This is a genomic window from Rhizobacter sp. SG703 (genome assembly GCF_012275445.1).
GTDB lineage: Bacteria > Pseudomonadota > Gammaproteobacteria > Burkholderiales > Burkholderiaceae_C > Rhizobacter.
In genome coordinates this window covers 258,081-270,803 of record NZ_JAAZQK010000009.1, presented here as the reverse complement: position 1 = coordinate 270,803, position 12,723 = coordinate 258,081, and the positions used below count along the sequence as shown (strand labels likewise).

10 protein-coding genes and 1 tRNA gene are annotated in these 12,723 nt (G+C 72.3%); 5 read left to right on the top strand and 6 right to left on the bottom strand.

Going from position 1 to position 12,723, the window contains the following annotated elements; translation table 11 throughout:
- Window positions 1-2 precede the first annotated feature (2 nt).
- From FHT26_RS20570 to FHT26_RS20555, 4 genes are all read left to right on the top strand, one after another.
- Window positions 3-1,517 carry a TolC family protein gene (locus FHT26_RS20570; RefSeq protein ID WP_168561957.1) on the top strand — a complete coding sequence of 505 codons (1,515 nt, stop codon included), beginning with the start codon at window positions 3-5 and terminating at the stop codon, window positions 1,515-1,517.
- Window positions 1,514-2,317, top strand: a complete 804-nt coding sequence (locus FHT26_RS20565) for an efflux RND transporter periplasmic adaptor subunit (protein ID WP_246868017.1) — start codon at window positions 1,514-1,516, stop codon at window positions 2,315-2,317. The genes FHT26_RS20570 and FHT26_RS20565 overlap by 4 nt, the downstream gene beginning before the upstream one ends.
- A gap of 133 nt (window positions 2,318-2,450) precedes the next feature.
- A complete protein-coding gene (locus FHT26_RS20560) occupies window positions 2,451-3,779 on the top strand; it encodes an efflux RND transporter periplasmic adaptor subunit (protein ID WP_168561956.1) in 1,329 nt (442 codons plus the stop codon).
- 2 nt (window positions 3,780-3,781) lie between these two features.
- Complete coding sequence (locus FHT26_RS20555; protein ID WP_210427506.1) at window positions 3,782-5,902, top strand: site-2 protease family protein; 2,121 nt, start codon at window positions 3,782-3,784, stop codon at window positions 5,900-5,902.
- A gap of 312 nt (window positions 5,903-6,214) precedes the next feature.
- Here the strand turns inward: FHT26_RS20555 and FHT26_RS20550 are convergent, their stop codons facing one another.
- From FHT26_RS20550 to FHT26_RS20535, 4 genes are all read right to left on the bottom strand, one after another.
- Complete coding sequence (locus FHT26_RS20550) at window positions 6,215-6,517, bottom strand: hypothetical protein (RefSeq protein ID WP_168561955.1); 303 nt, start codon at window positions 6,515-6,517, stop codon at window positions 6,215-6,217.
- Between the two features lie 109 nt (window positions 6,518-6,626).
- Window positions 6,627-6,701, bottom strand: a tRNA-Val gene (locus FHT26_RS20545).
- A 68-nt stretch (window positions 6,702-6,769) separates the two neighbouring features.
- A complete protein-coding gene (locus FHT26_RS20540; protein ID WP_168561954.1) occupies window positions 6,770-9,052 on the bottom strand; it encodes a RelA/SpoT family protein in 2,283 nt (760 codons plus the stop codon).
- Complete coding sequence (locus tag FHT26_RS20535; RefSeq protein WP_168561953.1) at window positions 9,049-9,927, bottom strand: alpha/beta fold hydrolase; 879 nt, start codon at window positions 9,925-9,927, stop codon at window positions 9,049-9,051. The genes FHT26_RS20540 and FHT26_RS20535 overlap by 4 nt, the downstream gene beginning before the upstream one ends.
- Window positions 9,928-9,949: 22 nt before the next feature.
- Here FHT26_RS20535 and FHT26_RS20530 point away from each other — a divergent pair, with 22 nt between their 5' ends.
- Window positions 9,950-10,750 carry a 3-hydroxybutyrate dehydrogenase gene (locus tag FHT26_RS20530; RefSeq protein ID WP_210427505.1) on the top strand — a complete coding sequence of 267 codons (801 nt, stop codon included), beginning with the start codon at window positions 9,950-9,952 and terminating at the stop codon, window positions 10,748-10,750.
- Here FHT26_RS20530 and FHT26_RS20525 read toward each other — a convergent pair whose 3' ends face one another.
- Window positions 10,751-11,467, bottom strand: coding sequence for an SIMPL domain-containing protein (locus tag FHT26_RS20525; protein ID WP_168561951.1), 717 nt, complete (start codon window positions 11,465-11,467; stop codon window positions 10,751-10,753).
- 41 nt (window positions 11,468-11,508) lie between these two features.
- The gene (locus tag FHT26_RS20520) at window positions 11,509-12,723 is read right to left on the bottom strand and encodes a DUF1501 domain-containing protein (protein ID WP_168561950.1); all 1,215 of its coding nucleotides are present in this window, start codon (window positions 12,721-12,723) and stop codon (window positions 11,509-11,511) included.

Here is a 12,723-nt window from a genome sequence, read left to right as displayed (position 1 = left end):
CCTTGAGCACCTCTCGCCCTCGCCTTCCGGCGCGCACCCTGCTCGCCACCCTCGCCGTCGCAGCCGTCAGCGGCTGCGCCGTCCAACCGCAGGCCCTCACCGCGGACGAGCGACAGGCGAGCGTCGCCGCCGACCGGCTGGCGATGTTCGCCGACCAGGAGCCGGTGCAGGGTCCGATCACGCTGCAGGAGGCGATGGCGCGGGCCATCAAGTACAACCTGGACCACCGGCTGAAGCTGATGGAAGAGGCGGTCGCGCGCGGCCAGCTCGACCTGTCGCGCATCGAGCTGCTGCCGCGCGTCGTCGCATCGGCCGGCTACACCGCGCGCGACAACGAGGCGGCCTCGTCGTCGCGCGACGTCTCCACCGGCCAGCAGTCGCTGGTGCCGTCGACCTCCAGCGACCGCGAGCGCCGCACCGCCGACCTCGGGCTGTCGTGGAACGTGCTCGACTTCGGCGTCAGCTACTACCAGGCCCGCCAGCAGGCCGACCGGCTGCTGGTCGCGCAGGAGCGCCGCCGCAAGGTGCTGCACCTGCTGATGCAGCAGACCCGCCAGGCCTACTGGCAGGCGGTCGGCGCGCAGCAGCTGGAGGCGAAGATCGACCCGGTGCTGCAGCAGGCGCAGCGCGCGCTCGACGATGCGCGCAAGGTCGAGGCCGAGCGGCTGCGCTCGCCGCTGGAGGCGCTGACCTACCAGCGGCAGCTGCTCGACATCGTGCGCCAGCTCGAAGCGGTGCGCGACGAACTGCAGCAGGCCAAGCCGCGGCTCGCGTCGGTGATGAACCTGGAGCCCGGCCGCCCGTTCAGCGTGGTGCCGGCCGGCGCGCTCGACGTGCCGCCGGTCAGCCTCGGCACCGACAGGATGGAAGAGACCGCCCTGCTGCGCCGGCCCGAGCTGGTCGAGGCGCAGTACAACGAGCGCATCGGCGTGCTCGAGACGCGCAAGGCGCTCGCGCGGCTGCTGCCCGGCGTCGAGCTGAACCTCGGCGGCCACTACGACAGCAACAGCTACCTGGTGAACAACCAGTGGTGGGACGCCGGGCTGCGCGTCAGCTGGAACCTGTTGAACGTCTTCAACGCCGGCACGATACGCGGCGCGGCGCAGGCCCAGCTCGACGTCGCGAAGCAGCAGCGGCTCGCGCTGAACATGGCGGTGCTGACGCAGGTGCACGTGGCGCAGCTCGAGTACCTGGCGCGGGTGCGGCAGTACCGGATGACGCGCGAGCTCGACGGCGTCGAGCAGCGCATCCTGCAGCAGACGCGCAATGTCGCGAGCGCGAGCGCGCAGGGCAAGCTGGAGGAGATCCGCGCCGCCGCCGCCGCGATGATGTCCGAGCTGCGCATGTACCAGACCTATGGCGCGCTGCAGGGCGCCTACGGCCAGATGATCGCGACCATCGGGCTCGACCCGCTGCCGCAGTCGGTGGCCGGCAGCGACCTGCGGACGCTGGGCGAGGCGGTCGATGCGTCGGAGCAGTCGTGGACCCGCACGGTGAACCCGGGGGGCGGCACTTGACGGCGACGCGGCGCGGGCGGCCGGGCGGCGCGCTGGCGCTCGCTCTGTGGCTGTCCCTGCCCCTGGTCGTCGCGTCCGTCAGCGCGCGTGCGGCGCCGCCCTCCTCCGCCCCCGCGCTGCAGCTTGCCGACAAGGACGGCCGCATCCGCACCCAGCTCTCGTCGCGCAACGCGGTCACCATCTCCAGCGAACTGGCCGCGCGCATCGCGACGCTTGCGCTGCGCGACGGCGATGCATTCCGCCCCGGCCAGCTGTTGGTGGCATTCGACTGCGAGCTGTACCAGTCGCAGCTGCGCAAGGCCGAGGCCGGCATCGACGCGGCGAACGCGCTGGTGCAGTCGAACCTGCGCCTGGTCGAGCTGAACTCGATCGGCAAGTTCGAGGTGCAGCAGGCGCAGGCCAGGCTGAAGGAGGCGCAGGCCGAGGCGGCGAGCCAGCGCAGCGTCGTCAACCGCTGCAGCATCGCCGCGCCGTTCGGCGGCCGCGTCGCGAGGCGGCATGCGGCCGCGCACCAGTACGTGACGCCGGGCACGCCGCTGCTCGACATCCTCGAGGGCGGCACGCTGGAGGTGCAGATGATCGTGCCGTCGAAATGGCTCGCGTGGCTGAAGCCGGGCGTGGCCTTCACGGTCGAGGTCGAGGAACTCGGCAAGAGCTTCCCGGCGCGCGTGCTGCGGCTGGGCGCGCAGATCGACCCGGTGAGCCAGACGCTGCCGGTGGTCGGCGCGATCGACGGCGAACATGCGGCGCTGCTTCCGGGCATGAGCGGCTGGGCCGTCTACCCGCAGCGACAGAAATGACCCACCCCCGGAGCGCCTGCGGCGCTCCCCCTCAAGGGGGCGCCGCCAGCGGCCCGGCAAAGCCGGTTCCGCGGCGGCCGCTTGGCCGTGCGGTTTCCAGCGTCGCCGGTCGCGCGAGACACGGAGAAGCGAAATGAAATCCGATGCGTCGGTCCAGCCGCTGGTGACGCTGCTGCAGCTGGGCCGCCGCGCGCGCGCCGCGGCCAGCCTCGAGGCGCTCGGCTTCGTTGCCGTCAACGAGACGCTGCAGCTGCTGCCCTACCGGCAGGCGGCGCTGTGGACCGAGCTCGGGCTGCCGCGCATCGCGAGCGTGTCGGGCCTGCCGCAGCCCGATCCGGGGGCGCCGTACATCCAGTGGCTGACCAGCGTGTGCCGGCAGCTCGCGGCGTCGTTCGACGGCGGCACGGTCGACGTGGCCGCGCTGCCGCCGCTGCTGCAGGGCGAATGGCGCGAATGGCTGCCGCCGCACGCGCTGTGGCTGCCGCTGCGGCACGAGGCTCGGCTCGACGGCGGGCTGCTGCTGGCCCGCGACGAGCCCTGGACCGAGGCCGAGCAGGCGCTGCTGCGCGAGCTGGCCGACGTGCACGCGCATGCGCTGGCCGCGTTCCGACCGCGCCAGCATGGGCTCGACCGCACGATCGGCTGGCTGCGCACCGCGCGGGCGCGGCGGCGCCTGCTGCTCGCCGCCGCGCTGCTGTGCGTGCTGCCGGTGCGCGTGACGGCGCTGGCCGGCGCCGAGGTCGTGCCGCGCGACCCGCTGCTGGTGCGCGCGCCGCTCGACGGCGTGATCGAGCGCTTCGACGTGCGGCCCAACCAGGCCGTGAAGGCCGGCGATCCGCTGTTCAGCCTCGACACCACCGCGCTGCGCACCCGCTTCGAGGTCGCGCGCAAGGCGGTCGACACCGCGCAGGAGGAATACCGCCAGTCGGCGCAGGCCGCCGTCACCAGCGACAAGAACCGCGCCGAGATCGCGCTGCGCCAGGGCCAGCTGCAGGAGAAGCAGGTCGAGCTCGACTACACCGGCGGCCAGCTGGAGCGCGTGCAGGTGAAGGCCGAGCGCGACGGCATCGCGGTGTTCGCCGACGCCAACGACTGGCTCGGCAAGGCCGTCACGGTGGGCGAGCGCATCCTGCTGGTGGCCGACCCGGCGCAGGTGGAGCTGAGCGCGCAGTTGCCGGCGGCCGATCACATCGAGGTCGCGCCGGGCGACCTGCTGACGCTGTACCCGCAGGGCGCGCCGCTCGCGTCGTTCGAGGCCCGCGTCATCAGCGTGGCCTACCGCGCCGAGCTGACGCCCGAGGGCTTCCTCGCCTACCGCATCAAGGCCGGGTTCCTGCCCGGCCAGGCGCCGCCGCGCATCGGCCAGCTCGGCAGCGCGCGGCTGCGCGGGCCGTGGGCGCCGCTCGCCTACGTGCTGCTGCGGCGGCCCTTGGTGGCCGCGCGGCAGTGGCTGGGCTGGTGACGATGGACGTCGACGCGCTGCCGGCCCTGCGCCAGGACCTGGCGCTGCACGCCGGCCCGACGGCGGCCGACGGCTCGCCGACCTGGACGCTGCACGACCCGGCCGCGAACCGCTTCTACGAGCTGCGCTGGCCGGCCTTCGAGGTGCTGTCGCGCTGGTCGCTCGGCAGCGCGCGCCAGGTGCTGGCCGCCGTGCGGCGCGAGACCACGCTGCGGATCGGCGACGCCGAGATGGACGGCCTGCTGCGCATGCTGGCCACCAACCACCTGCTGCTGGCGAGCGGCCCGCAGGACAGCGCGCGACTGCAGCGCGCGGTGGAGGCACGGCGCGTCGGTCCGGCACGCTGGCTGCTGAAGAACTACCTGTTCTTCCGGCTGCCGCTGGTGCGGCCGATGCCATGGCTGCAACGCTTCGCGCCCCACGTGGCCTGGGCCTACACGCCGGCCTTCTGGCTCACGGTGGTCGCCGCGGCCGCACTGGGCCTCGTGCTCGCGTCGCGGCGCTGGGACGGCTTCGTCCACACCTTCGCCGCCTACGCGAGCTGGAGCGGCGCGCTCGCCGTCGCGGCGGCGCTGAGCTTCGCGAAGGTGCTGCACGAGCTTGGCCATGCCTTCACCGCGCAGCGCCACGGCTGCCGCGTGCCGACGATGGGCGTCGCGTTCCTCGTGATGTGGCCGGTGCTCTACACCGACACCAACGAGGCGTGGAAGCTCGCATCGCGCCGCCAGCGGCTGGCGATCGGCGCGGCCGGCATGCTCGGCGAGATCGCACTGGCGGCGTTCGCGACGCTGCTGTGGGCGCTGCTGCCGGAGTCGCCCGCCTGGGGACCGGTGCGCGCCGCGGCCTTCCTGCTGGCGACCACCACCTGGCTGCTGACGCTCGCGATCAATGCGAGCCCGTTCATGCGCTTCGACGGCTACTTCCTGCTGTCGGACGCACTGAACCTGCCGAACCTGCACGAGCGCGCGTTCGCGCTCGGCCGCTGGTGGCTGCGCGAGCGGCTGTTCGGGCTGCAGGAGCCGGCGCCCGAGCCGCAGCCGCCCGGACGCCAGGCCTTCCTGGTCGGCTTCGCGTTCGCGACCTGGCTGTACCGGCTGGTGCTGTTCGCCGGCATCGCGCTGCTGGTGTACCACCTGTTCTTCAAGGCGCTGGGGCTGCTGATGATGGCGGTCGAGCTGGGCTGGTTCATCGTGATGCCGGTGGCGCGCGAGCTGCAGCAATGGTGGCTGCGGCGCGGCCTGCTGCGCTGGAACCGCGCGACGCGGCGGCTCGCGCTGCTGCTCGGCGCGCTGGCGGCCGTGCTGCTGTGGCCCTGGCAGGCCGGCGTGCACGCGCCGGCGGTGCTGGGCGCGCGGCAGGCGCAAGGCGTGTACGCGCCCCATGCGGCGCAGGTGACCGCGGCGCTGCCGCCGGTCGGGCAGGCCCTGCGGCGCGGCGAGCCGCTGCTGCGCCTGCGGTCGCCCGACCTGGAAGCCCGGTTCGCGCTGGCGCAGGCGCGCGAGCGACAGCTGCAGTGGCAGCTGACGCAGCAGCCGTTCGACGCACGGCTGATGGAGGCCGGCCCGGCGCTGCGCAAGCACTGGGAGGCGGCGCAGGAGGAGGTCGACGGTCTGCAGCGGGAATTGCAGCGGCTCGACGTGACGATGCCGTTCGACGGCCGCGTCGTCGAGTCGTCGCCCGAGGTCGGCGCCGGCAGCTGGGTGCGGCCGGGCGAGAAGCTGCTGCAGCTGGTGGCGCCGCAGGGCAGCAAGGTCGAGGCCTTCGTCGACGAGGCGGCCTTGCAGCGGTTCGGCGGCGGGCCGGGCGTGTTCGTGCCCGACGCGCCGGAACGCGCGCACGTGCGCTGCGCGCGCAGCGTGGTCGATGCGGTGCAGCTCGCGCAACTGGAGCAGCCCGCGGTCGCGAGCCTGTACGGCGGCGCGATCCCGGCGCAGCGGCATGCCGACGGCCGCGTGATTCCGCTGCAGCCGACCTTCCGGGTGCGGCTGGAAGACTGCGAACTCGGCAGCGCCCCGGCGTCGGAGGTCAGCGGCGTCGCGGTGCTGGCGGGCGAGCGGCGCTCGCTGGCGGTGGAGGGCTGGCGCCGGCTCGCGGCGCTGTGGCAGCGCGAGGCGGCGTTCTGAGTGCTTTCGACGGGAGCCGGCGTTGCCGCGGTTCGCTCGAACAGCGCGAGCGACCGAGCCGAAGCGGCCTGCCGCCGCGGACAGCCGGCCCGAACGGTCAGGCCGCCGCGGGCGTCGAGGTCACCGCCTTCGGCGGCTGGGTGCCGTCGGACTTGCGGCGCTTCCTGCCGCTCGCCGTCTTCCTGACCTGCTTGGCAGAAATGGTTCTCTTGCCCACGCGCTTCTTCTTTGCCAGTGCCATCTCGATCCTTTGGAGTAAAGAGGGCGAGGATACCGCGGGTTCATGCGGTCCTTCACGGACGCCGGCGCCGCTCAACCCGCCGGCGCGTCGTCCTGCGCCGGCGCTTCCGGATCGAAGGGCTGCACGCCCAGCCGCGCCGCGGCCTGGTCGACGCGCGCGGTGAGCTTCGCGAGCTTGCGCTGCAGGTCGCGCCAGTTGCGGATGCCCTCGTTCACCGGGTCCATCGGGTAGTAGACCTTGTTGCCCTTGGGCTTCGCGGCCGACAGCGTGAAGCGCACGAGGTCGTTCAGCTCGAACGCCAGCTCGGTCATCTGCGCGTGCGTGTCGGCCACGTGGGCATCGATCAGCTCGCGGCGGCGAGGGGTCATCTCCATCACGCATCTCCTGGAGGACGGGCCAAATGGAAAAACGGCCAAATGGAAAAAGGCCAAATGGAAAAAGGGCCTGTCCCTTTCGGAACAGGCCCTGATGTCCAGACGTTTTTGGTGGGCGATGAGAGGGTCGAACTCCCGACATCCTCCACGTCAAAGAGGCGCTCTACCACTGAGCTAATCGCCCGAGCCTGTGACTATAGCATTACTTTTTTCGGGTTCCGTCCGGCTCCGAAATTTTCTTCATCGAGCGGCTCATTTCCGGCGTGCGCTTCGCACGCCGCCGATGCGGTCCACCGCGGCCAGCACCTGGTTCAGCCGCGCCGAATCGGCGACCTCGACGGTGAAGGTCATCCACGCGGTGCCGCCGCGCGCGTCCTTCACCGACTGCGTGTTGACGCCGGTCACGTTCATCTTCTCCTTCGCGAACACCTCGGAGATGTCGCGCAGCAGGCCCTGCCGGTCGGCCGCCTCGACCAGCACGTCGACCGGGTACAGCGAGGGCTTGTCGCCGCGCCGCTCGCCCCAGGCGACGGGAATCACCCGCTCGGGGCTGCGCGCCGCCATCTGCCGGAAGTTGCTGCAGTCGGCGCGGTGGATGGCCACGCCGCGGCCGCGCGTCACGTAGCCGCCGATCGCGTCCGGCGGCGCCGGCCGGCAGCAGCGCGACAGGCTGGTCATCAGCGATTCGACGCCGACCACCAGCACGCCGCCCTTCGGCGCCTCGCCCTCGGGGCGCGTCAGGCGCTGCGTGATCACCGCATCGGGGTCGGGCTGCGGCTCGGGCGGGCGCAGCAGCGCCTCGATGTTGCGCAGCGAGAACTCGTCCTTGCCGACCACCTCGAACAGCGCCTCGGCATGGCGGAAGCCGAGCTGCGCCGCCAGGTCGTCGAGCTTCATCGACGTGCGGCCCTCGCGCTGCAGCAGCTTCTCGACCGCCTCGCGGCCGCGTGCGACGGTGTCGCGCAGCGCGAGCGCGTTGAACCAGGCCCGCACCTTGGCCTTCGAGCGCGAACTCTGCAGGTAGCCGAGGTTGTCGTTCAGCCAGTCGAGCGACGGCCCGCCTTCCTTGATCGCCGTCACCTCGACGGTCTGGCCGCTCTGCAGCGGGGTGTTCAGCGGCACCATCGTGCCGTCGACCTTGGCGCCGCGGCAGCGGTGGCCGAGGTCGGTGTGCACGGTGTACGCGAAGTCGATCGGCGTCGCGCCGGCCGGCAGCTCGATCACCGCGGCATCGGGCGTGAAGACGTAGATGCGGTCGTCGAACACCGCACCGGGCGCCGCCCGCTCGCTGCGCTGCTCGACGCCGCCCTCGTCGCCGCTTTCGACGAACTCGCGCTCCCACGCCAGCAGCTGGCGCAGCACCGCCTTGCGCGCCTCGGCCACCTGCGCATCGAAATCGCCGCTCGCGCTGACGCCGGCATAGCCCTTGGTGCCGGCCTCCTTGTAGGCCCAGTGCGCCGCCACGCCGTGCTCGGCATGCTCGTGCATCGCGCGGGTGCGGATCTGCACCTCGACCGCCCGCCCTTGCTCGTCCTGCACCACGGTGTGCAGCGACTGGTAGCCGTTGACCTTCGGCCGCGCGATGTAGTCGTCGAACTCGCCCGGCACCGGCGGCCACAGCTCGTGCACGCGGCTCAGCACCGCATAGCAGTCGGGCACGTCGGCGACGATCACGCGCATCGCGCGCACGTCGAACACCCGGTCGATGTCCAGCCCCTTGCCGCGCATCTTCTTCCAGATGCTGTACAGGTGCTTGGGCCGGCCCTGCACCTCGGCGCGCAGCCCGGCAGCGGCCAGCGCGTCGCCGAGCCGGCAGCGGAAGGCCTCGACGCCCTGCTCGCGCTCGACGCGCTTCTCGTCGAGCAGGCGCGCAACGGTCTTGTACTGCAGCGGCTCGAGGAAGCGGAACGACAGGTCTTCCATCTCCCACTTGATCTGCCAGATGCCGAGCCGGTTGGCGAGCGGCGCGAACACCTGCAGCGATTCGCGCGCCAGCACCGCCGGGCACGGCTGCTTGCTGAGCGCGAAGTGGCGCAGCGTCTGCAGCCGCGAAGCCAGCCGCAGCAGCACGACGCGCAGGTCGCGCGAGAACGCCAGCAGCATCTTGCGCACCCGCTCGGTCTGCTCGGCGCGCTGCTCGGCATGCACGCGGGCTTCGCGCGCCGCGCGCTGGATCTGCACCAGCTTGCGGGTGTGCAGCACCAGGCTGGCGTACGACGCGCCGAAGGCCTTGCTGACGACCTCTTCCGGCTTGCTGAGGTAGTCGCTCGCGTAGACCAGGTAGGCGGCGGCGCGCATCGACGGCGCCGCGCCGATGCCCTGCAGGATCGCCGCGACGCCATCGGCATGCACCAGCGCGTCTTCGCCGGTGTCGAGGGCCTGGCCGTCGAGCAGCGGCTCGGCAAACGCGCGTGCGCGGGCGAGCTGCGCGAGTTCGGCGTCGCGGTCGTCCTGGCGGCCGGACTCGTCGGCCAGCTGGACGATGGGTGCCGCGTCGTGCTGCGGGTCCGGTGTCGAAAGCAGTCCGGTCTTCATGCCGCGAGCAGGAACTCCCGGACGGCCGCGATCTGCTCCGGCGAGGTCAGCATCGGCGCATGGCCGACGCCGGCGAACTCGCGCAGCAGCGCACGCGGGCCGCGCTGCGTCATCGCCTGCGCAGTGGCGCGGTTCAGCAGGTCGGAGTCGGCGCCGCGCAGCAGCAGCGTCGGGCAGGCGATGGCGTCGTACATGCCCCACAGCACCGCCTCGCCGGCGCGCGCCGCCTCGGGCGTGATCGCGCGGAACGGCAGCGCGATCTGCGGGTCGTAGTGCGGCACGAAGCCGCTGTCATTCGCGTCAGGATCCGGGCGCAGCATCGGCCGCGTCAGCGCGAGCCACTGTTCGCGGGTGTGCGGGCCGAAGCCCTGCGAGATGCTCCACAGCGCGTCGGCCGCCTCCTCGAGGCTGCGCCAGCGCGCCGGCTGGCCGAGGTAGGTGCCGATGCGCGCCAACGCCGCCGGCTCGATGCTCGGGCCGACGTCGTTCAGCACCAGCTTCGACACCGGCGAATTCTTCAGCGCCGCGAGGCCCAGGCCGATCAGCCCGCCCATCGAGGTGCCGACCCAGTGCAGCGTGGCGGCGTCCAGCCGCGCGAGCAGCGTGACCATGTCGGCCACGTAGGCAGGGATCTGGTAGCCCATCGGGTCGGCGAGCCGATCGGATTCGCCGCGGCCGACGACGTCGGGGCACACGACGCGGTAGTCGCCCTGCATCGCCTGCGCGAAGGTGTCGAAGTCGCGGCCCTGGCGCGACAGGCCGTGCACGCAGACCAGCACGCGCGGGTTGCCGGCGTCGCCCCACTCCCACCACGCCATGCGGTGCAGGCCGCGGGTGTCGAGGCATTGCACGTGGTTCAGGCGGGGTTCATGCATGGGCCGGGCTTCCTCTTCGATAATGGACTGTATCAACCTGGAGGTCCCCACCGTGCTCAAAGGAAAAACCGCCCTCGTCACCGGCTCCACCAGCGGCATCGGCCACGGCATCGCGCTGTGCCTGGCGCGCCAGGGCGCCAACGTGGTGCTCAATGGTTTCGGCGAATTCGAGGCGGCGCGCGCCGAGGTGGCCGCGCTGGGCGTGAAGGCCGGCTACCACGGGGCCGACATGAGCAAGCCGGCCGAGATCGAGGCGATGATGGCCTATGCGCAGGCCGAGTTCGGCGGCGTCGACATCCTGGTCAACAACGCCGGCATCCAGCACGTGGCCGCGGTCGAGGAGTTTCCCGCGGCGAAGTGGGACGCGATCATCGCGATCAACCTGAGCTCGGCCTTCCACACCACGCGGCTCGCGATCCCCGGCATGCGGGCGCGCAACTGGGGCCGCATCGTCAACATCGCGTCGGCGCACGGGCTGGTCGCGTCGGCGCAGAAGTCGGCCTACGTGGCGGCCAAGCACGGCATCGTCGGCTTCACGAAGTCGATCGCGCTGGAGACCGCGCAGACCGGCATCACGTCGAATGCGATCTGCCCCGGCTGGGTGCTGACGCCGCTGGTGCAGAAGCAGATCGACGACCGCGCCGCCCGCGAGGGCATCCCGGTGGAGCAGGCCTCGCGCGAGCTGCTCGGCGAGAAGCAGCCGTCGCTGCAGTTCGTCACGCCGCAGCAGCTGGGCGACCTGGCGGTCTTCCTGTGCTCGGCCGCCGCCGACAACGTGCGCGGGGTGGCCTGGGCGGTCGACGGCGGCTGGACGGCCCAGTGATCACTTCGTCATCTGCACCGAGCCGTTGACGCTGACCGTCACGCTGCCCTTGCCCAGCTCGACCGGCAGCGACTCGTCGGCCGCGCCCATCGTCTTCATGCGGGCCATCGGCGCGGCGGCGTACATCACCGGCTCGTTGCTGCCGATGTTGACCTCGCGCAGCACGTAGCTGCTGAAACCGAACTGTTTCGCGTACTCGGCCGCCTTTGCGCGGTAGCGGGCGATGGCCTGCGCAGCGACGTCGGCCTCGACCTTCTCGCGCTGCTCGCGCGACAGGTTGCTGCCGACGCGCGCGATCGTCAGCGTGCTGATCTTCGCGGTCAGCGCGGCGATGCCGGGGATGTCCTTGCCCTCGACCACCAGCTCGGCCGTGCCCTGCCAGCCATTGATGCCACCCTTCTGGCTGTAGCGCGGAAAGAGCGAGAAGTTGCCGGTGTGCACCTCGATGTCGCCCGGCTTCGCGACGCGCTTGGCCTCGGCCAGCGCGGCGTCGAGCGCCTGCTTCAGTTGCGCCTGCACGGCGCCGGCATCGGTGCCCTCGCGGGTGGTGCTGAGCGTCACGTTCAACAAGTCCTTGTTGACCTCGACGGTGGCGCTGGCCGACAGGCTCACCACGTTCTGCAGCGGCGGCTCGTTGGCGAGCGCGGGTTCGGCCGCCAGCGCGGCAGCAAAGGCCGCAACGGCGGCCAGGGGCGAGAGCTTCGATTGAATCGTCATGGATCCTCCTTGTGAGTGGCACGCCGTCGGCGTGTCGTCGTTCAGGCCGCGATGAACGGCAGCGCCTCGAAGCGCCCGTTCAGCACCGCCTGCGCGTCGACACCCCACCAGCGCTGCGCGATGGTCGCATAGACCTGCCGGAAATCGGCCGTGTGCACCAGGTTCTGGCCCTCGTCGAGCCGCTGCAGGTCGGGCATGCGGCCGACCACGCCGCCGCGCACCGCGCCGCCCAGCGCGAAGTGCGGCGCGGCGGTGCCGTGGTCGGTGCCGCCGCTCTGGTTCTGGCGCGCGCGGCGGCCGAACTCCGAATAGGTCAGCACCAGCGTGCGGTCCCACGCGCCGGCCTCGACCAGCCCTTCGCGCAACGCGGCCAGCCCCTCGGCAAGCTGCTTCAGCAACGCGGCATGCGTCGGCAACTGGCCGCGGTGCGTGTCGAAGCTGCCGTGCGTCAGGTGGAACACCGGCACGCCGCCGCGCCCGGCCTGGCCGGCGACGATCGCGCAGCAGGCGCGCACCGCCTGGCCGAAGCCGTGCGCCGGGAACTCGGTGCGCAACGGCGGCACGCCCGGGTTGCGCAGGCCCTCGGCCGCCTGCAGCACGCCGGCCTCGACCTTCAGCACATGCGCGAGCGCCGCGTTGCCCTGCAGCGCCGCCGGCCGCGCCAGCCGCGACTCGTTGACGAAGGCCTCGGCGCTGGTCAGCGACACCGCGCGCGCGCCGCTCAGCGCGCCGAGCCCGGCGGTGCCGACCGCGACGCCCTCGGCGGTGAAGCGGCCGCGTTCGCGCAGCCCGGCATCGAAGGCGCGCGCAACCCAGCCTTCGTCGAGGTACTCCCGCGACGCCGACGCGGTGTCCCAGATCTCGATCGAGCGGAAGTGCGACAGGTTGGGCTGCGGGTAGCCGAGGCCGAGCAGCAGCGCGAGCTCGCGCTTCTCCCACAGCGGCAGCAGCGGCGCGAGCGACGGGTGCAGCCCGAGCGCGCCGTCGAGCCGCAGCAGGTCGGCGGCCGGCAGCGCGAGCGTCGGCCGCAGCGCCGCATAGGCCGGGTCGGCATACGGCACGACGGTGTTGAGCCCGTCGTTGCCGCCCTTCAGCTCGACCAGCACCAGCACGCGGTCGGCGGCCGATGCGGCCGGCTGCAGCAGGCCGTTGGGGCCCTGCGCCCACGCGGCGCCCGGGATGCCCGGCAGCGCGAGGCCGCTGCACGCAGCGACCGCGCCCGACAGGCGCATGAATTCTCGGCGGGTGGATTGCAT

Coding starts and splice junctions, on each gene's coding strand:
- FHT26_RS20560 (WP_168561956.1), top strand. CDS start 2,451: ATGAAATCCGATGCGTCGGTCCAGCCGCTGGTGACGCTGCTGCAGCTG.
- FHT26_RS20555 (WP_210427506.1), top strand. CDS start 3,782: ATGGACGTCGACGCGCTGCCGGCCCTGCGCCAGGACCTGGCGCTGCAC.
- FHT26_RS20550 (WP_168561955.1), bottom strand. CDS start 6,517: ATGGAGATGACCCCTCGCCGCCGCGAGCTGATCGATGCCCACGTGGCC.
- FHT26_RS20540 (WP_168561954.1), bottom strand. CDS start 9,052: ATGAAGACCGGACTGCTTTCGACACCGGACCCGCAGCACGACGCGGCA.
- FHT26_RS20535 (WP_168561953.1), bottom strand. CDS start 9,927: ATGCATGAACCCCGCCTGAACCACGTGCAATGCCTCGACACCCGCGGC.
- FHT26_RS20530 (WP_210427505.1), top strand. CDS start 9,950: ATGGACTGTATCAACCTGGAGGTCCCCACCGTGCTCAAAGGAAAAACC.
- FHT26_RS20525 (WP_168561951.1), bottom strand. CDS start 11,467: ATGACGATTCAATCGAAGCTCTCGCCCCTGGCCGCCGTTGCGGCCTTT.
- FHT26_RS20520 (WP_168561950.1), bottom strand. CDS start 12,723: ATGCAATCCACCCGCCGAGAATTCATGCGCCTGTCGGGCGCGGTCGCT.